Annotated in this window: 15 protein-coding genes; 4 read left to right on the top strand and 11 right to left on the bottom strand. The window is 71.2% G+C overall.

Annotation, left to right across the window (positions count from 1 at the left end):
• Positions 1 to 132 precede the first annotated feature (132 nt).
• Positions 133 to 972 (top strand): site-2 protease family protein, encoded by an 840-nt coding sequence (locus tag ABD466_RS04540; protein WP_344655749.1) that lies wholly within the window; start codon positions 133 to 135, stop codon positions 970 to 972.
• A 41-nt stretch (positions 973 to 1,013) separates the two neighbouring features.
• On the top strand, positions 1,014 to 1,958 hold the full coding sequence (locus ABD466_RS04535) for a TIGR03621 family F420-dependent LLM class oxidoreductase (RefSeq protein ID WP_344655635.1): 945 nt from the start codon (positions 1,014 to 1,016) through the stop codon (positions 1,956 to 1,958).
• Positions 1,959 to 2,030: 72 nt separating this feature from the next.
• Here the strand turns inward: ABD466_RS04535 and ABD466_RS04530 are convergent, their stop codons facing one another.
• The 3 genes from ABD466_RS04530 to ABD466_RS04520 are packed head-to-tail and all read right to left on the bottom strand — an operon-like array spanning position 2,031 to position 5,833.
• On the bottom strand, positions 2,031 to 4,475 hold the full coding sequence (locus ABD466_RS04530) for a Tex family protein (RefSeq protein ID WP_344655634.1): 2,445 nt from the start codon (positions 4,473 to 4,475) through the stop codon (positions 2,031 to 2,033).
• Positions 4,476 to 4,530: 55 nt separating this feature from the next.
• On the bottom strand, positions 4,531 to 5,037 hold the full coding sequence (locus tag ABD466_RS04525) for a nucleoside-diphosphate kinase (protein WP_344655633.1): 507 nt from the start codon (positions 5,035 to 5,037) through the stop codon (positions 4,531 to 4,533).
• Positions 5,038 to 5,089: 52 nt separating this feature from the next.
• Positions 5,090 to 5,833, bottom strand: a complete 744-nt coding sequence (locus ABD466_RS04520; protein WP_344655632.1) for a class I SAM-dependent methyltransferase — start codon at positions 5,831 to 5,833, stop codon at positions 5,090 to 5,092.
• 219 nt (positions 5,834 to 6,052) lie between these two features.
• On the opposite strand from ABD466_RS04520, the gene ABD466_RS04515 reads away from it, so the two are divergent.
• Positions 6,053 to 8,269, top strand: coding sequence for an MMPL family transporter (locus tag ABD466_RS04515; protein WP_344655631.1), 2,217 nt, complete (start codon positions 6,053 to 6,055; stop codon positions 8,267 to 8,269).
• Positions 8,270 to 8,421: 152 nt separating this feature from the next.
• Here the strand turns inward: ABD466_RS04515 and ABD466_RS04510 are convergent, their stop codons facing one another.
• The 3 genes from ABD466_RS04510 to ABD466_RS04500 all read right to left on the bottom strand — a co-directional run bounded on the left by ABD466_RS04510 (position 8,422) and on the right by ABD466_RS04500 (position 12,358).
• Positions 8,422 to 9,864: an FAD-dependent monooxygenase gene (locus ABD466_RS04510; protein ID WP_344655748.1), complete on the bottom strand. Its 1,443-nt coding sequence runs from the start codon at positions 9,862 to 9,864 to the stop codon at positions 8,422 to 8,424.
• Between the two features lie 26 nt (positions 9,865 to 9,890).
• Complete coding sequence (locus ABD466_RS04505; RefSeq protein WP_344655630.1) at positions 9,891 to 10,784, bottom strand: alkaline phosphatase family protein; 894 nt, start codon at positions 10,782 to 10,784, stop codon at positions 9,891 to 9,893.
• A gap of 68 nt (positions 10,785 to 10,852) precedes the next feature.
• Positions 10,853 to 12,358 carry a helix-turn-helix domain-containing protein gene (locus tag ABD466_RS04500; RefSeq protein WP_486334153.1) on the bottom strand — a complete coding sequence of 502 codons (1,506 nt, stop codon included), beginning with the start codon at positions 12,356 to 12,358 and terminating at the stop codon, positions 10,853 to 10,855.
• A 767-nt stretch (positions 12,359 to 13,125) separates the two neighbouring features.
• Here ABD466_RS04500 and ABD466_RS04495 point away from each other — a divergent pair.
• Positions 13,126 to 13,581 carry a WhiB family transcriptional regulator gene (locus ABD466_RS04495; protein WP_344655628.1) on the top strand — a complete coding sequence of 152 codons (456 nt, stop codon included), beginning with the start codon at positions 13,126 to 13,128 and terminating at the stop codon, positions 13,579 to 13,581.
• Positions 13,582 to 13,735: 154 nt separating this feature from the next.
• Here ABD466_RS04495 and ABD466_RS04490 read toward each other — a convergent pair whose 3' ends face one another.
• Genes ABD466_RS04490 through cobA form a run of 5 tightly spaced genes read right to left on the bottom strand, consistent with a single transcriptional unit; the run spans position 13,736 to position 18,258 of the window.
• Positions 13,736 to 14,557, bottom strand: a complete 822-nt coding sequence (locus tag ABD466_RS04490) for a TrmH family RNA methyltransferase (RefSeq protein ID WP_344655627.1) — start codon at positions 14,555 to 14,557, stop codon at positions 13,736 to 13,738.
• A gap of 29 nt (positions 14,558 to 14,586) precedes the next feature.
• Complete coding sequence (locus ABD466_RS04485; protein ID WP_344655626.1) at positions 14,587 to 15,183, bottom strand: TetR/AcrR family transcriptional regulator; 597 nt, start codon at positions 15,181 to 15,183, stop codon at positions 14,587 to 14,589.
• A 9-nt stretch (positions 15,184 to 15,192) separates the two neighbouring features.
• Positions 15,193 to 16,206 (bottom strand): aldo/keto reductase, encoded by a 1,014-nt coding sequence (locus tag ABD466_RS04480; RefSeq protein ID WP_344655625.1) that lies wholly within the window; start codon positions 16,204 to 16,206, stop codon positions 15,193 to 15,195.
• Positions 16,207 to 16,248: 42 nt separating this feature from the next.
• Complete coding sequence (locus tag ABD466_RS04475; RefSeq protein WP_344655624.1) at positions 16,249 to 16,983, bottom strand: hypothetical protein; 735 nt, start codon at positions 16,981 to 16,983, stop codon at positions 16,249 to 16,251.
• Between the two features lie 57 nt (positions 16,984 to 17,040).
• Entirely contained in the window at positions 17,041 to 18,258 is a 1,218-nt protein-coding gene (gene cobA, locus ABD466_RS04470; protein WP_344655623.1) for a uroporphyrinogen-III C-methyltransferase, read from the bottom strand.
• Between the last annotated feature and the right edge of the window lie 25 nt (positions 18,259 to 18,283).

The following is an 18,283-nucleotide window of genomic DNA, read 5'->3' as shown; positions in this document are numbered from 1 at the left end:
TCCGGGATCGTTTGACCGTCGCGCCACGTTGGTCCGGTGGAGCGCTTACGATGGCGCGTCGGGACGACCCCGACCAGCCGTCACCGGATGTACCCAGCCGACTACCGCCGATATCCGAGGTGAGTGAAGCAGATGGCCCGCAACAACCTCCGCCTGGTGGCCGGCGAGTACCGCCCCGACTGGTCCCAGCAGGCGCGCGGCGGACCCGTCTCGCCCATCTTCCTGGCCCTGATAGCGGGCAGCTTCGCCAGCGGCATCGCCCTCTACCGCGGCTTCGGCAGCGACCGTGCCGGCGTCTTCATCTTCGTCCTCTGCGGCTGGCTCGTCTCCCTCTGCCTCCACGAGTTCATGCACGCCGCGGCCGCCTACTGGGGCGGCGACCACACCGTCGCCAACAAGGGCTACCTCCGCCTGGACCCCCGCTTCTACGGCCACCCGGTCCTGACTTTCATCCTTCCCCTGTTCTTCCTCCTGATCGGCGGCCTGCCCCTGCCCGGCGGCGCCGTATCGATCGAGTCCCACCGCCTCCGCGGCAAGTGGAAGGACTCCCTGGTCTCCGCCTCCGGCCCGGCGGTCAACGTGGCTTTCAGCGTGATCCTGCTGATCATCCTCAACACCTGGGGCCCGGGCTGGATCTACACCACCGCCGTCCCCGACCACGCCGCCTTCTGGTCGGCCCTGACCTTCCTCGCCTACATCCAGGTCGCGAGCGCGATACTGAACCTCCTCCCGATCCCCGGCCTGGACGGCTACGGCATCATCGAGCCCTTCCTCAGCTACGAGTGGCGCCGGATGGCCGCCCAGATCGCCCCCTACGGCATCCTGATCGTCTTCGCGCTGCTCTACGCGCTCGGTCCGGACCGCAACTTCATCGCCAACTGGGCCCACGACATCCTCGACGGCCACGTACCCGTCAACGGCGAGTACTTCGGCTACCACCTGTTCCGCTTCTGGGACAAGCTCGGCGGCTGACCACCCGCCGTAGTCCGAGGGGATCCTGAAAGATGATCCCCATGCGTCCCTTCCGCTTCCTGGCGACCTTCGACGAAGACAACGACCTCGCCAAGCTGCCCGAGCTCGCCCGCCGCGCCGAGGCGATCGGCTGCGACAGCTTCGTGATCCCGGACCACCTGATGTATCCGGCGCCGCTGCTCCCGCTGGCCACCGTCGCGGCGGCCACCGAGCGCCTGCGCGTGGGGACCTTCGTCCTCAACGTCTGCCTCCGCCACCCCGCGGTCCTGGCCCAGGAACTCGCCACCCTGGACGGACTGTCCGGCGGCCGCCTCGACATCGGCATCGGCGCCGGCTGGAACAAGCCCGAACACGACGCCATCGGCATCCCCTTCGAGCCGGTCGGCACCCGCATCGAGCGCCTCACCGAGGCCATCGCCATACTCAAGGGCTGCTTCGCCGAAGGCCCCTTCTCCTTCACCGGCAAGCACTACACCATCACCGACTTCGACGCCGCCCCCGCGCCGGTCCAGCGGCCCCACCCGCCCCTGTTCCTCGGCGGCGGCGGTAAGCGGCTTCTGACCCTGGCCGCCCGCGAAGCCCAGATCATCGGCCTGGCGCCCCGCATCATCCCCGGCGACGTGCCCGGTCTGGACGCCCCCAGCATCACCGCGGCCGCCACCGAGGAGAAGATCGGCTGGATCCGCGAAGCCGCCGGCGACCGCTTCGCCGAGATCGAGCTCAACACCTACGCCAGCGGCGGCCCCACCATGGTCACCACCGAGACGCGCGCGAAGCTCCAGGACCGCGCCGACCAGATCCGCACCTCGACGGGTGTGGAGCTGACCCTCGACGAGCTGATGGAGTCGCCGCACGTGTTCATCGGCAGCACGAAGGAGCTGACCGCCAAGTACCTGGAGCTGCGCGAGCGGTTCGGCATCAGCTCGTTCCTGGTCAACGACATCGAGGCCATGGCACCGGTGATCGAGGAGCTGGCGGGACGCTAGAGCGGTCCGACGGAACGGACGAACGCTGAGAGCCCGCCGCAGGCAGACCTGCGACGGGCTCTCGCTCCATCCTCACGCCAGACCGGCGCGCCTCAACGCGTCCGCGAGCGCCCCCTGCGGCTCGCTCCCGCCGCGTCGGTCGCCACCACGGCCACCGCCGCCCTGGCCGCCGCGCCGGTCTCCGCCGCCGCCACCGCCACCGCGGCCGTCACGACCGTCACGTCCGTCGCGGCCACGGCCACCGCCGCCCCCGCCGCCGTTCTCCCCCGACTGTCGCTGCCGCCCGGGCCCGCCCGCGCCGCCGCCACCGCTGCCGGCCTCGTCGTCCAGCCGCAGCGTCAGAGCGATGCGCTTGCGGGCGACGTCCACGTCCAGCACCTTCACGCGCACCACGTCGCCGGGCTTGACCACGTCGCGCGGGTCCTTGACGAACGTCTTCGACAGCGCCGAGATGTGGACCAGTCCGTCCTGGTGCACGCCGACGTCGACGAACGCGCCGAACGCGGCGACGTTCGTGACCACGCCCTCCAGGATCATCCCCTGCTTGAGGTCGCCGATCTTCTCGACGCCCTCCTTGAAGGTCGCCGTCTTGAACGCCGGCCGGGGGTCGCGCCCGGGCTTCTCCAGTTCGGCCAGGATGTCCGTCACCGTCGGGACGCCGAAGGTGTCGTCGGCGAACTCCGCCGGCTTCAGCCCGCGCAGCGTCTTGGTGTCGCCGATCAGCTCCTTGATCCCGGCGCCGGTCGCGGCCAGGATCCGCCGGACGACCGGGTAGGCCTCGGGGTGCACCGACGACGCGTCCAGCGGGTCGTCGCCACCGGGGATCCGCAGGAAGCCCGCGCACTGCTCGAACGCCTTCGCCCCCAGCCGCGGCACGTCCTTGATCGCGGTGCGCGTCGCGAACGGCCCGTTCGCGTCGCGGTAGGCGACGATGTTGTCCGCCAGCGACGACCCGATCCCCGACACCCGCGTCAGCAGCGGAGCCGACGCGGTGTTCACGTCCACCCCCACCGCGTTCACGCAGTCCTCGACCACCGCGTCCAGCGACCGCGACAGCTTGCCCTCGGCGAGGTCGTGCTGGTACTGCCCGACGCCGATGCTCTTGGGGTCGATCTTCACCAGCTCGGCCAGCGGGTCCTGCAACCGCCGCGCGATCGACACCGCGCCCCGCAGCGACACGTCCAGCGACGGCAGCTCCTGCGAGGCGAACGCCGACGCCGAGTACACCGACGCGCCGGCCTCGGACACCACGATCTTCGTCAGCTTCAGCTCCGGCATCCCCGCCACGAGCTCCGAAGCCAGCTTGTCGGTCTCGCGCGAAGCGGTGCCGTTCCCGATCGCGATCAGCTCGACCTTGTGCACCTTCGCGAGCGAGGCCAGCTTCGCCAGCGACTCGGCCCACTTGTTGTGCGGAACGTGCGGGTAGATGGTGTCGGTCGCGACCACCTTCCCGGTGGCGTCCACCACCGCGACCTTCACCCCGGTCCGGTAGCCGGGGTCCAGCCCCATCGTGGCGCGGGTGCCGGCCGGCGCGGCCAACAGCAGGTCGCGGAGGTTCGCGGCGAACACCCGCACCGCCTCGTCCTCGGCCAGCGTCCACAGCTGCATGCGCACGTCCACTGCCAGCCGCACCAGGATCCGCGTCCGCCAGGCCCACCGGACCGTGTCGTTCAGCCACTTCACGCCCGCGCCGGCCGCCGTCGGCGACGGGATGCCGAAGTTCTTGGCGATGCGGACCTCGTAACCGCTCTGCGTGACCGGCGCGCCGGGCTCCGGGTCCTCCGGCTCGGGGTCGAAGGTGAGGTCGAGCATCTCCTCCTTCTCGCCCCGCAGCAGGGCCAGAATCCGGTGCGACGGCAGCGCCGTGAACGGCTCGGCGAAGTCGAAGTAGTCGGCGAACTTCGCGCCGGCCTCCTCCTTGCCCTCGCGGACCTTGGAGGTGAGCCGGCCGCTGCTCCACATCCGCTCGCGCAGCGCCCCGATCAGGTCGGCGTCCTCACCGAACCGCTCGACCAGGATCGAGCGCGCTCCGTCCAGCGCCGCCGCGGCGTCCGCGACGCCCTTCTCGGCATCCACGTAGGCGGCGGCGGTGGCGGTCGGGTCCAAGGTGCTGTCGCCGAGCAACGCGTCGGCCAGCGGCTCCAGCCCGGCCTCGCGGGCGATCATCGCCTTGGTGCGCCGCTTGGGCTTGTAGGGGAGGTAGATGTCCTCGAGCCGCGACTTCGAGTCGGCGGCCAGAATCTGCGCTTCGAGCGCGTCGTCCAGCTTCCCCTGGCTCCGGATGGACTCCAGGATCGCCTCCCGGCGCTCCTCCAGCTCCCGCAGGTAACGCAGGCGCTCCTCCAGTGTGCGCAGCTGCGCGTCGTCGAGCCCCTCCGTCACCTCCTTGCGGTACCGCGCGACGAACGGCACGGTCGCACCGCCGTCCAGGAGCTCGACCGCCGCCCGTACTTGCCGGTCGGCGACGCCGAGCTCCTCGGCGATGCGCAGGTGGATGGACGCTGCTGTCGCTGCCACGCGTGGTACTCCCGCCAGGTGAAGAGCTGCTAACTCGCGAGAGCGATCCTAGGCCCTAGAGCACGAACTTCTCGGCCACCGTGGAGTACTCGAAGAGTTCTTCGGCCGTGAACCAGAGCGCGACTTCCTGCTTCGCCTCGTCCACGTTCCCCGAGGCGTGCACCAGGTTCGCCACCGCGATGCCCTTCTCGGTCGCGTACGCCTTGTTCTGGTGCGCGAAGTCGCCGCGGATGGTGCCGGGCGCGGCCTCGTTCGGGTAGGTGGAGCCGACGATCTTGCGGACGGTCCGCACCGCGTCGATGCCCTCCAGCACCAGCGCCAGCACCGGCCCGGACTGCATGAACGTCGCGGTCGCGTTGTAGACCCCGGCGCCGAAGCGCTCCTCCAGGTCGAAGTAGTGCTTGCGGGTCAGGTCCGCGTCCATCCAGACCATCTTCGAGCCGACCACCTTCAGCAGCGCGTCCTCGAACCGGGTCAGGACCCGCCCCATCATCCCGCGGGCCACGGCGTCGGGCTTGAGCAGGACGAGCGTCCGCTCGACGGGGGCGCCGTTGTCGGTCATATGCGTGGTCCTTCGCTGTTCGACGATCGTTTCCGGGACTGCTATGAGCATCTTATTGGGCGCGTGCGATCGTGATGATTTCCCGGCTCCCCGCCGTCAACGGGCCCCGCCCCCAATCCCCGAACTGGTGCTCGACGGCGAACCCGGCATCCCGCAGGAACCCGTTCAGCGTCTCCGGCACGTGGAACCGCAGCGTCGTCCGGGAGACCCGCAGCGGCGTGCCGTCCGGACGGGCGACGGTCTCGCTGAACGTCACCAGAGGACCCTCCACCCGCTCCACCTCGTGCCAACCGCGGAGCGACCGTCCGTCAGGCAAGGTCACGGTCCCGCCGTCGGCCGGATTCCAGTCCTCCCACGCGCGGGCCCACAGATGCCGCGTGCCGAAGACGAAACCACCCCCGGCCCGCAACGCCCGGCGGATCGCGACCAGCGAATCGCGGAGGTCGTCCTCGTCGGCCAGGCACTGGAACGCGTTGCTGGCCATGGTGGCGAGGGCGAACTCGCCGTCGTACCGGAGACCGGCCGCCGTCCCCAGCACCCACTCGACATCGTCGCGTCGCCGGGCCCGCTTCAGCATCGCCGCATCCGGATCCACGCCGACCAATCGCCCGGCGTGCCCCTCGTCCCGGGCGACGTGCAGCATGCTGCCCGTCCCGCACCCCACGTCCAGCACGGACTCGGCGCCCGCCACCGCGTCCGAGAAGAACCGGTCGTGCGGGAACCCGACGCGGTCCCACGGGTTCTCCACGTCGTACAGCTCGGCTGCGTCGTCGTCAGTGAAGGTGTCATTGAGCATCATTTCTCACCTTTTCACCCGTTATCCGTATACCGATACGGAACTTCCCTCGTCACCAACGCGGTATCAGAGTTCGCCACCCCGTTGCCAAAACGCGTTGTATCGCGTGTCACAATAGGAGGGTAACGAGTCCGTGTTCCGGACCCGCATCCACTGGGGGACAGTCCGCGGACAAAGGTCGCGATAGCCTGAGGGGGCTCTTTCGTGAGTGGTAATGCGTTGACCAACGCAGAGTCGGAGCCGGGCGGGTTCGCCCGCTTCGTCTCCGGACGCAAATCCAAATGGGTGGTCCTCGTCCTGTGGATCATCCTGCTGGCCGGCCTCGGGCCGCTCGCCGGCAAGATCAACGACGTCCAGAAGAACGACATCGGGGCCTGGCTCCCCAAGTCGGCGGACTCCACCAAGGAAGTCGTACAGGAGCAGAAGTTCCAGCCGCCGATCTTCCCGGGCCTGGTGGTGTTCCAGCGGGACGGCGGCCTGACCGACGACGACAAGAAGATCGTCGACGGCCTCAAGGCCAAGCTGACCGACCCGGCGAACGCCACGTTCAAGGACAAGAAGAACCCGACCGTCGACGAGAAGAAGACCTGGGCCTACAAGTTCTCCACGGTGGTCGCCTCCGGCGTCCAGGAGATCCCGGCGCCCAAGTCGCTCGCGGTCCTGAACATCCCCATCGATCCCGGGACGGCCGGCTGGAACAAGCTCGGCGACGTGGTGACGGCGATCAACGACGAGATCGGCACCCCGCCGGCCGGACTCAAGGTGCACGTCACCGGAGCAGCCGGTAACGCCGCGGACTCGATGAAGTCGTTCAAGAAGGTCGACGGCGCCCTGACATACGTCACCTTCGGCGTCGTCATCCTCATCCTGCTGCTGGCCTACCGCAGCCCGGTGCTGTGGATCCTGCCGATCTTCTCGGTGGCCTTCGCCTACACCGGCGCCTCGGGCATGGTCTACCTGCTGGCCAAGCACGCGGGCCTGACCGTCAACGGCTGGAGCGCCTTCGTGCTCCCGGTCCTCGCGGTCGGCGCCGGCGTCGACTACGCCATGCTGATCCTCGCGCGCTACCGCGAGGAACTGCGGCGCTACGAGGACCGGCACGAGGCGATGGCCCACGCGATCCACCGCGCGGGTCCGGCGGTGTTCGCCAGCTCCGCGACGGTCGCCGTCAGCATGCTGTGCCTGCTGCTGGCCGAGATGAACTCGACCAAGGGCCTGGGCCCGGTCTCGGCGGTCGCCGTCGGCTTCTCGCTGATCGCGATGACCACGCTGTTCCCCGCGCTGCTGGTGATCCTGGGCCGCTGGGTGTTCTGGCCGGTCAAGCCGTCGTTCGGCTCGGTCGAGCCGACCGCGTCCGGCGTGTGGGCGCGCATGGGCCGGCGGGTGGCCAAGCGGCCGCGCGCCGTCTGGGTCGGCACCACCCTGATCCTCGCGGTGTGCGCGGTGGGCCTGAGCTCGCTGAAGCTGCACCCGTTGAACGGGGCGGAGAGCTTCACCGACAAGCCGGACTCGGTGGTCGGCGCTCAGATCCTGCAGGACAACGGGCTCGGCGGCACCGGCAACCCGATCTACGTCACCATGAACCGCGCCGCGCGGGACGAGGTGGCCGGCAAGATCCAGAGCGTGCCGGGCATCGTGACCGGCAGCGTCACCCCGCCGCAGGGCCTGCCGGACGTCAAGGACGGTATCGGGCTGCTGCAGGCCACCACGACGGCTCCGTCCGACTCGCCGGCCGGGCGGGACACCGCCATGGCGGTGCGCGCCGCGGTGCACTCGGTGCCCGGTGCCGATGCCCACGTCGGCGGCTGGGCCGCGATGGCGAAGGACTCCGCCACGGCGGCGTCCCACGACGACAAGACGCTGATCCCGGTGATCCTCCTCGTCGTGTTCGTGATCCTGGCCCTGCTGTTGCGAGCAGTGCTGGCGCCGCTGCTGCTGATGTTGACGGTGGTGCTGTCCTTCGGCGCCTCACTTGGCATCAGTGCCCTGATGTTCCACGGACCGTTCGGCCTGGGCGGCGAGGACAACTCGTTCCCACTGATCGTGTTCGTGTTCCTGGTGGCACTGGGCGTCGACTACAACATCTTCCTGATGACCCGGATCCGCGAGGAAGCCGTCAGGAACGGCACCCGGCGGGGCGCGCTGATCGGCCTGGCGGCCACCGGCGGCGTCATCACCTGGGCCGGCCTGGTGCTCGCGAGCACCTTCGGGGTCCTGGGCACGCTGACCATCACCTTCGCCGCGGAGCTCGGCTTCGCGGTGGCGCTCGGCGTGCTGCTCGACACCCTGATCGTCCGCTCGGTGCTGGTCACCGCGCTGACGCTGGACATCGGCAAGCGCATGTGGTGGCCGAGCAAGCTGTCCTCGGCTCCCGAGCCGGACGGCGGCACGCTCGAGGCGGCGCGCGCCGCGGACGACGGCGTGCTGGTGTCGTAGTGCGGTAGCACCGCTTTGAACGAAAGCGGTGCTCTGAACGAAAGCGGTGGGGAGGCCCTGACGAGGGGCCTCCCCACCGCTTTCGCTATCGCCGCGTGGAAGTGACCTGCTGCACCAAAGTCCTGGCGGAGACGCCGACGCGGAGATCCGGCTCAGGCTCCGGAAGCCCTGATCGCCAGCGCGACCTCCTCGGCGCCGGGCGTGTCCGCCGCCCAGGCGATGTAGCCGTCGGGCCGAATGAGGCGCACCGGTCCCCCGTCGGCCGGGACCGCGGTCCGCACCCCGGCCTCGGCCGCCGGCTCGTGCAGCTCCGTCGGTGCCAGCAGCACGAAGCCGCCGCCGCGCAGTGCTTCGAACAGCCGGGACGGGCTGCCGGTGAGCGGCACGTCGCCGGCCCGGTGGCCGGTCAGTTCGTGGGCGCCGGCCGGGGCGGCGTACCTGACCCAGAGTCCGGACAGCGCGAACCCGATGCGCCGGTTGACCAAGGGTCGTTGCAGTGCGAAGTGCATCGCCAGGTTGCGGAGCTTGCGGGCCGGGGTCGCCTTGATCTGCGCCGCGCGCAGCAGCCGGCCCGAGCCCTTGATCACGGCGGTGCCGACCGGGTAGCGCTCGGACTCGTAGGTGTCGAGCAGGGCGTCGCCCGCGCGGCCGCGCAGGACCGCGGCCAGTTTCCAGGACAGGTTCGCGGCGTCCAGCAGGCCGGTGTTCATGCCCTGGCCGCCGGCCGGGCTGTGGGTGTGGGCGGCGTCGCCGGCCAGGAAGACCCGGCCGGCGCGGTAGTGCTCGGCCTGGCGCTCGTCGCTGTGGAAGCGGCTGGACCAGCGGGGCTCGCCCATCCCGAAGTCGGTGCCCAGGGTGGCGTGCAGGACGGCGCGGACCTCGTCGAGGTCCACCGGCTCGCTCTCGGCCTTGGGGTGGGACTGGTCCCAGGCGATGATCCGGTGGTAGCCGTCCTTGAACGGGGCGACGAAGGCGAACTTGTCGCCGTCGGTGTTGGTGGCGATCCGCAGGCTCGGCGGGTCCGCCAGCACGGCGTCGACCAGCATCACCGAGGCGACGACGGTGTGGCCGGGGAACTCCACGCCGAGCAGGCGGCGGATCGAGCTGTCGTGCCCGTCGGTGCCGACGACGTAGGCGGCGCGCTCCTCGCGGGTGCCGTCGGCGTCCCGCACGGTGAGCGCGACGCCGTCGGCGTCCTGGCGCAGGCCCACCACCTCGGTCTCGTGGCGGGTGACGACGCCGAGCCGGTCCAGCCGCGCCTGGAGCACGGCTTCGGTCTCGTACTGCGGGACCACCAGCAGGTAGGGGTAGGGCGTCGGCAGTTCGGAGACGTCCACCACGGCCGTGTCGAACAGGCGCAGCGCCTGGACCGGGGCTCCCTTGGCGATCAGGTCGTCCGCGATGCCGCGGGCGTCGAAGGCCTCCAGGGTGGTGGCGTGCACGACCAGCGCGCGGCTCAGGTTGGACCGGCCCGCGTGGCGGCGCTCCACGAGCGTGACCGGCACGCCGGCCTCCGCCAGGTCACCCGCGAGCAGCAGCCCGGTCGGACCGGCCCCGACGACGACCACCCGGCCGCCGGCGTTCTCGTCGATCATCTCTGACACGGACGGACGCTAACGGATCAGGACCCTGTCGTCCAGATCCCGGTGATCGGCGCGGCCTGGGCACTCGCGCCCGCGTGCGGGAGCCCGTACAGGTCCTCCAGCGTGCGGAGCATCGCGTAGTGGTCGATGTGCTGCGCCGTCGGGCCGGGCTTCACTCCGGCTCCGACGATGATCGTGGGGATGACGTTGGCCTCGGTGAAGTCGTCCTCGTCGAACGTGACGACGAGGAGGCTGTTGTGAGCGGGTGCCCAGTCGGCGTAGGCGCCCAGGCCGGCCTTCAGCCAGGCGTCGCCGGTCGCCACGCCGCAGTCGTGCATGTCGTCGCACATGTTCGGGACGACGAACGAGACCGTGGGAAGCTGCGAGAAGTCCTGCGGGAAGGCCGCGAACGTGCGGTTGTCGGCGGCGGGCACGTCGCTGAAGTCGCGCCAGGGGTTGTGTTTGGAGGCGTAGTCGCCGCCGGGGCCCTTGCCGGTGCAGGCGGTGAACCCGTCCGAGGGCATGGACTCGGAGTAGCCGGCGAAGGTCTTGCCGGCCGCGATCAGCTCGCCACCGAGGTCCGGGCCGGCGAACTTGCCCGCTGACAAGCAGTCGTCCCCGGACACGCCCTGGGTCGAGCCGGAGAACAGGGCCAGGTAGTTCGGCTGGCTAGGGTGGGTCACACCGGTCGAGTTCGTGAACGTCGCCCCGCGGGCGGCGAGCGCGTTGAAGTACGGCGCCGTGGAGCTCCCGTGGACCTGCTTGTCCTCCTTGTTCTCGAACAGCACCACGACGACGTGGTCCGGCTTCGGCAGCGTTACCGGCGTTACCGGCGTCGCCGGCTTCGCCGCCGTGCGCACCTCGGCCGGGGCCTTACCGCCTCCGCCGGAACCGGAGCCGCACCCACCGAGCGCCAGCACTGCCGCAGCCATGAGAAGAGGGGTCCGCCGGATAGCCATAAGGCCATCATGGCGGCGGACCCCTGCTACGAGAACCAGCTTCAGGTCGCCAACCGCATCGTGGCACCCCACGACGAGTTCATGCGCATGTCCAGTTCCCGGACGTACTTGGTGTCGTCGTAGGTGTCCATCTTGCGGCGCACGTTGTAGATGCGGTCCCAGCCGATGCCGTACCAGTGCTTGTCCAGGTTCACCAGGGCCCGCTCCAGGGTGGCGCAGGCGGCCTCGATCTCCTTGGTGCGCACGTGGATGTCGGCCATGTCGGCCAGCACGATGGTGCGCTGCTTGGCCTCGGCGGGCTTCAGCGCCATCAGCGAGCAGAGCAGCGCCTCCGAGGCCAGTTCGGGGCTGCCGCCGTTGATGTGACAGAAGCCCTTGAAGCCGTTCAGGCGCGTGGCGTCGAAGTAGTCCAGCCACTCCGGGTCCGGGACGCTGGAGCGGTCGGCGTCGGACAGGGCCTCCTCCGCCCGGCCGATCAGGTCGACCGCGCGCTTGTGGTCGCCCAGGCGCGCCTCGATCTCGGCGTCGACGGCGTGCAGCCAGGAGCGCTGCACGGCGCTGACACCGCGGGCGGCGTGCGCGTAGGCGGCGCGCATCAGGTCCCGGGACTCGCCGGCCTTGCCGTCGAAGGCCGGGATGAAGGCCAGGTGCGCCAGAATCGCCGAACCGAGCTGGTGGTCGTCGGCCTCGCGGGCGGCGACCAGGGCGTTGCGGTAGTGCAGGCGCGCCGGATCGGCCCGTTTCAGGTCGAAGAACGCCAGCCGGGCGGCCAGCAGCGAGGCCTCGGCGAGCGAGCCGGCCAGCCGGGCCCGCTGGGCCTGCGGGCCGGTGCCGCCCAGCAGCGCCGCCCCGAGCTGGGCGTGCGCCACCGCCGGGGAGTACATGCGGGCCGGCGGGACGGTGTAGTAGAGCGATCGCTGCTGGCTGGTGATGAATTCATAGCCGTCGACCATCTGCCGGTCGAACGGGACCGCCCGCCCGGCCGGGTCGGACGCGGTCGGGAGCCGGTCGGCGGCCTCGGCCCCGTACGCGGTGGTCTCACCCGCCCCCGCGACGGTCAGCGCGGCGGCCGCGCTGGTGACGAATTCTCGGCGCTTCACTGGGTCGTGCCCTCCAGATCGGTCGGCGGGCCGCGTGCGGCACAGCCCTGCCATCCGTCCGTGTTGCGAGGCTCCCCCAGCTCCCCCGCCGTCCTCGGGCCCCGGCTCCGGAGCGCGCCCAGTGGCGGCGATCGGTGGCTGTGACGGTTCCGGCCGCGGCGCCCACGGCACCGACCATCCGACCTGGAACCCCATCTGCGCGACGGAGACGCCGAAGACCTCTTCCAGGACCCGCTGGTACGCAGGCAGCGGACACGGCGGATCCTCGCTCTCCCACCGGCGGACCTGCCGGACCGAGAGTGACAGCACCTTACCAAGCCCGCGGGAGGCTTTCTCGAACTCCGCGGCGAATTCCGCCTGCGTCCAGTGTCTGGACAGCCGCAAAGCTTTCAGAGCGGTGTTACCCGCCGGCTTTCTTCCCGGGGAGGAGCCTGAATCCACCTGCATGGCAGAACCCTTCGGTCCTTGCGCTACGGCGGACGGCCCCGCGCCGACCGCAGCCCGGGGCGACGGCGACCCGGGGGCCGGCCGTCGCAGGGGGCTGGTTCAGACGTTAGACCCGAACAAGCCTGCAATGGTAGTACAACCACCCGAAAGGACTATGGCGAATAGCTGCGAAAACAGGGACCCCTGAGGTGGGACGGGTGGAGCGCCAAGGCCCTTAGACGGGAAACCCCGAGGATACCGAGGGTCAGAGCCCGGTCGCGGGGTGTCAGCGGGGGCGATGACGCGGGGTCAGCAAGTGAGTACTCGGATGGAGTAGGGGCGAAGCGGGCGGACACAGGGTGGGGCGGCAGGGTGGTTTCTGGTGGCGGAGGGTTGGCGGGGATCGGCGACGGGTCGGCGACGGGGTGGCGGGATGTCGGCACGGCGGTCCGGTGAATGGAAGGCGTCGTTTTGGTGAAGTCTGAGATCCACTGCAAAACGACCCTTCTCTCGATCTATACCGAATACCTCACATATCGCCCCTGAACGCCATACCCAGACCCGACCCGATCTGCACCGCCGGTGCAGTCACGCATGCAATCCTCAGGGCCTCCATCGAAACGAGCTGAGAATATTCCGCCTCGATTCCCGGGAACACTGGACGCCCGTGATCCGTTACACCCGTAGCCCGGTATTGCCGCTGTACGGCTCCAGCTAGGGAGCGGTGGCCGTGCCGGGTGGGACACGGCAGGTGCGCGGGAGAGTTATGGAGGGGGTGAGCCGGAACAATGGCTCAGCAGACCACGATACGAGGGGCCGTCGGACCGATACCGGCCCGCTCGTCATCGGCTCGGACGGCGGCTCGCATCCCGCCGATCGCCGAGCTGAAGCTCGGGTGGCAGGAACGGGGACTGTGCCAGTCCGGAGACGCGACGGTGTTCTTCGCGCCGGACTCGGAACGGATCCGCGAACGGGAGAAGCGTGAAGCGGCGGCCAAGCGCGTGTGCGAGGAGTGCCCGGTGCGGCAGCAGTGCCTGGAGCACGCGCTGGCGCTGCCGGAGCAGTTCGGCATCTGGGGCGGTCTGACCGAACTGGAGCGGGCCGAGGAGGGCCGGCGCCGGCGCGGCGCGACCTCCGGCCGTGCCCCGGTGGTGGTGCCGATCCGGATCGGGACCCAGCGCGACCGCGGCTTCGCCGAGGCGCAGGCCCAGGCGTCCAGGGAGGGCACCGAGGTCGCGGCCTGAGCGCCGCGAGTGCAGGACAGCGTTTCAGCAAGACTCAGCAAGGCTCAGCAAGACGGAGAGTTCTCCGCGAGTAGCGCAGCCACAAGACATCGAAGCGCCGGGCGACCCGCAGGGGGTTCCCGGCGCTCGGTGTCTGCGCGAAGAACGCCGGGGTCTACTCCGCCGGCGCCGCGGCGATCGCGTAGCAGGCCACCGCGGCGGCGGCGGCCACATTCAGCGAGTCCACCCCGGCCGCCATCGGGATCCGCACCCGCAAGTCCGCGGCCTCCAGGGCCTGGTCCGAGAGACCGTCGCCCTCGGTCCCCAGCAGCAGCGCCACCTTCTCCTCCGGGCCGAACCGCAGCTGCGGCAGGTCCACGGCGGTCGGCCCCGGCGTCAGCGCGATGGTCCGGAACCCGTGGTCGGCCAGGGTCCGCAGGCCGCCGGGCCAGGTCTCCAGGCGGGCGTACGGCAGCGCGAAGACCGTGCCCATCGACACCCGCACCGAACGCCGGTACAGCGGATCGGCGCACCGGGGGGTCAGCAGGGCCGCGTCCATGCCGAGGGCCGCCGCGCTTCGGAAGATCGCCCCCAGGTTGGTGTGGTTGACGATGTCCTCCATCACCACGATCCGCTTGGCCCGCTCCAGCAGCGGACCCGGGTCCGGGACCGGGACCCGCTGCATCGACGCCAACGCGCCGCGGTGGACGTGGAAACCGGTCACCGCCTCCAGCAGCGGCTCCGCCCCCACATACACCGGCACGCCGGGTGCCGTCGCGTCGATCAGCCCCCGCATCGGCTCGACCCACTTCGGGGACAGCAGCATCGAGCGCATCGGGTAGCCGGCGGCCAGGGCGCGGCGGATCACCTTCTCGCCCTCGGCCAGGAACAGGCCCTCGGCGGGTTCGCGGACCTTGCGCAGCTCGACGTCGGTGAGGCCGGAGTAGTCGTGCAGGCGCGGGTCGGCGGGATCGGTGACTTCGATCAGTTCTCCCACGCCGCCCCATCCTGCCGCATGCCGCCCGGTCAGCTGGAACCGCGGGGCAGCAGGCCGTTCCGGAGCAGCGTCCAGACGCCCTCGAACGACGCGTCGATCCGCGGGCGCACCCACTCCGAGCGGGCCGAGGGGTGATGGAAGCGGCCGGTGGCGTCGAACAGCGCCCGCGCCGTGGCCGCGGGGTCGTCCGAGGCGATCTCGCCGCGCGCCACTCCCTCGGTGATCACCTTGGTCAGCTGCGCCACCACGAAGTCGACGTGCGCCACCACCGGCGTCCGCGCCTCATCGGCGAGCTCGGCGAACGCCGCGAAGAACTCCGGATCGTCCTGCGCCCGGGTCCACTTGGTCTCCGCCAGCGTCCACAGCAGCAGCCGCAACCGCTCCGGCGCGCTCCCGGCGCCGTCGGCGACCGCCGCCAGCGCCGGGTGCATCCGCCGCAGCCAGCGGTCGACCACGGCATCACGCAGATCCGCCTTGGTCGGGAAGTGCCGGTACACCGAACCATGGCTGACGCCGAGGGCGCGCGCGACGTCGACCACGGTGGTCTTGGCCGGGCCGAAGCGGCGCAGGGTCTCCTCCGCCGCCTCCAGGATCCGCTCGGAAGTCAGGGTGCCAGGGGTGCTCATCGCTGAACTCTATTTCTCCGAGTCCAGGTGGGCCATCTGCCCGGCGTCGTAGCGGTCGCCCGCGGCCGCGCCGGCCGGGACGGCCTTCTCGATCTCGGCGAGGTCGTCGGCGGTCAGGGTGACGTCCAGCGAGCCCAGCGACTCCGCCAGCCGCTCCCGGCGCCGCGCGCCGACCAGCGGCAGGATGTCCTCGCCCTGCGCCGCGACCCACGCGATCGCCAACTGCGCCACGGTCGCGCCCTTGCGCTCGGCGACCGCGCGCAGGGTCTCGACCAGGGCCAGGTTGTGGTCCAGGTTCGCGCCCTGGAACCGCGGCGAGTGGGCTCGGAAGTCGCCCTCACCCGAGCGGTCCTTGCTCCAGTGGCCGCTGATCAGGCCGCGGGACAGCACGCCGTAGGCGGTGACGCCGATCCCCAGCTCCCGCGCGGTGGGCAGGATCGCGTCCTCGATGCCGCGGGTGATCAGCGAGTACTCGATCTGCAGGTCGGAGATCGGGTGGACGGCGGCGGCCCGCCGCAGCGTGTCGGCGCCGACCTCGGACAGGCCGATGTGGCGGACGTAGCCGGCCTGCACCATCTCGGCGATGGCGCCGACGGTCTCCTCGATCGGGACAGTCGGGTCCAGGCGGGCCGGGCGGTAGACGTCGAGGTGGTCGACGCCGAGCCGGCGCAGCGAGTAGGCCAGCGAGGTCTTCACCGCGGCCGGGCTGCCGTCGAAGCCGATGAAGGCGCCGTCCGGACTGCGCTGGGCACCGAACTTGACGCTGAGCCGGTAGCGGTCGCGGTCGGTGCCGCGCAACGCGTCGGCCAGCAGCAGCTCGTTGTCGCCCATCCCGTAGAAGTCGCCGGTGTCGATCAGGGTGACCCCGGCGTCCAGGGCGGCGTGCACGGTGGCGATGGACTCGTCGCGGTCGGCGGGGCCGTAGAGGGCGGACATGCCCATGGCCCCGAGGCCGAGGGGGAAGACTTCGGGCCCGGTGTGGCCGAGCTTGCGGAACGGGCGGGGGCGGTCAGTCGTCGTCATGCCTCCACGATACGACTGACAGCTGACAGATATCAAGTTTTGTCAGTCCGAGATCGTCGACCCCGCGCTCGAGCCGGGACTGGAGGCCGGACCGGACGGGTCGGCGGACGGGTCGGCGGACGGGTCGGCGGACGGGTCGGCGGTGGCCGGGGCGTCGGCCTTCTTCCCCGGGACGGCGACCAGCAGCGCGGTGATCTTGTCACCGGCCCGCGTCCCGGCGACGGTCACGGTCATGCCGACCTGCAGCTGGTCCACACTCAGCGGACGCGCCTTGGTACCGAACTTGGTGTCGTCGCCGTAGACCACGGTGACCGTCTTCGCCCTGCCGCCCTCGATGCCGGTGAACGAACCGGCGTCGAGTTTGGTGATCTTGATCCGGGCGGCCTTGGCGGTGGTCTTCACCTTCTTCCCGGCCCCGTCGGCCGGTGCGCCGGCGGCCGGGTTCTGGTCCTGCGCCCGCGCCTGGGCGGCGCCGGACGGCTTCGACGAGGCCAGCGCCGTCGCCCCCCAGGCCACGCCCCCGACCACGATGACCAGCCCGGCGCCCAGCGCGGCGAGCTTGGGCGCTCCGAGACGGCCCAGACGGTGCTTCAGGCCTTGCGGCCGCCGGGGCGGCACTCCCTCCGGCCCCGGCAGCCCGAACTCGGCCGCCTGCTCCGGACGGTAGCCGTCCTCATAGCCGGGCAGCGGCGCTCCGGCGGTGTCCGGGCCGATGTTGTAGGGATCGATCGGCTGGAACTTCCGCGTCGCGTCGAGCGGGTCGTGGTCCTGGCTCATGCCGCCAGTACACCGCGCCGCTGATAAGCCGCCGGTGAATAAGCTTTCTGTAAGGGCTCAGGCCAGGCCGACGACCGGCCCGACCACCACGATCGCCGGCGGCCGGATCGCGGCCTCGGCCACCGCCGCCTCGATCAGCCCGAGCGTGGTCTGCACCCGCCGCTCCCCGGGCATCGTGCCCTCCTGGATCACCGCGACCGGCGTCTCGGGATCGCGGCCGTGGGCGATCAGGGTCGCGGCGATCGCGCCTATCCGCTCGATGCCCATCAGGATCACCAGCGTGCCGGTCATCCTCCCGAGCGCGGCCCAGTCCACGAGCGACTTCGGGTTGTCCGGGGCCACGTGCCCGGAGACCACCGTGAACTCGTGCGCGACCCCGCGGTGCGTGACCGGGATCCCGGCCAGCGCCGGGACCGAGACCGAGCTGGTGATGCCGGGCACCACCGAGCACGGGACGCCGGCCTCGGCACAGGCCAGCACCTCCTCGAAACCGCGGCCGAAGACGAACGGGTCGCCGCCCTTGAGCCGCACCACGGACTTGCCGGCCTTGGCCCGGTCGATCAGCACCTCGTTGATGGCCTCCTGGGCCAGCGCGCGGCCGTAGGGGATCTTGGAGGCGTCGATGATCTCCACGTCGGCGGCCAGCTCGTCCAGCAGCCCGCGCGGGCCGAGCCGGTCGGCCACCACCACGTCGGCCTCGGCCAGCAGGCGCCGGCCGCGCACGGTGATCAGGTCCGGGTCGCCGGGGCCGCCGCCGACCAGCACCACGCCCGGCGTCCGCCCGCGGTGGTGCGGCGCCGCCAGGGTCCCGTCGCGCAGGCCCTCCAGCACGCCGTCGCGCACGTCCACGGCGCGGCGCGGGTCCCCGCCGCCGATCACGGCGACCGTGACACCGTCGTGCCGGCCCACCGCCGGAGTCCACGCGGTGGAGTCCTCGGCGGAGTCGGCCCGCGAGCAGAACACCCGGCCCGCCTCGGCCTCACGGGCCACCGCGGCGTTCACCGCGGGGTCGTCGGCCGCGGCGATCGCGTACCAGGCCTCGGCCAGATCGCCGTCCCGGTACGGCCGCCGCTCCCAGCGCACCTCGCCGCCGTCGGCCAGGGCCTCGATCGCCGGCGTGGCCTCGGGGGCCACCACCAGCACCTCGGCCCGGGCGTCGAGCAGGCCCAGCACGCGGCGCTGCGCGACCGGGCCGCCGCCGACCACCACCGCCCGCCGGCCGGCCAGCCGGAGCGCGGCCGGGTAGACGGGGGCGGAGTCGGCGTAGGTGCTCATCTGTGGTGGTTCCCGGGGTCGTGAG

Source organism: Catenulispora subtropica, from assembly GCF_039531675.1.
Classification (GTDB): domain Bacteria; phylum Actinomycetota; class Actinomycetes; order Streptomycetales; family Catenulisporaceae; genus Catenulispora; species Catenulispora subtropica.
This window is presented reverse-complemented; position numbering and strand designations above follow the sequence as displayed.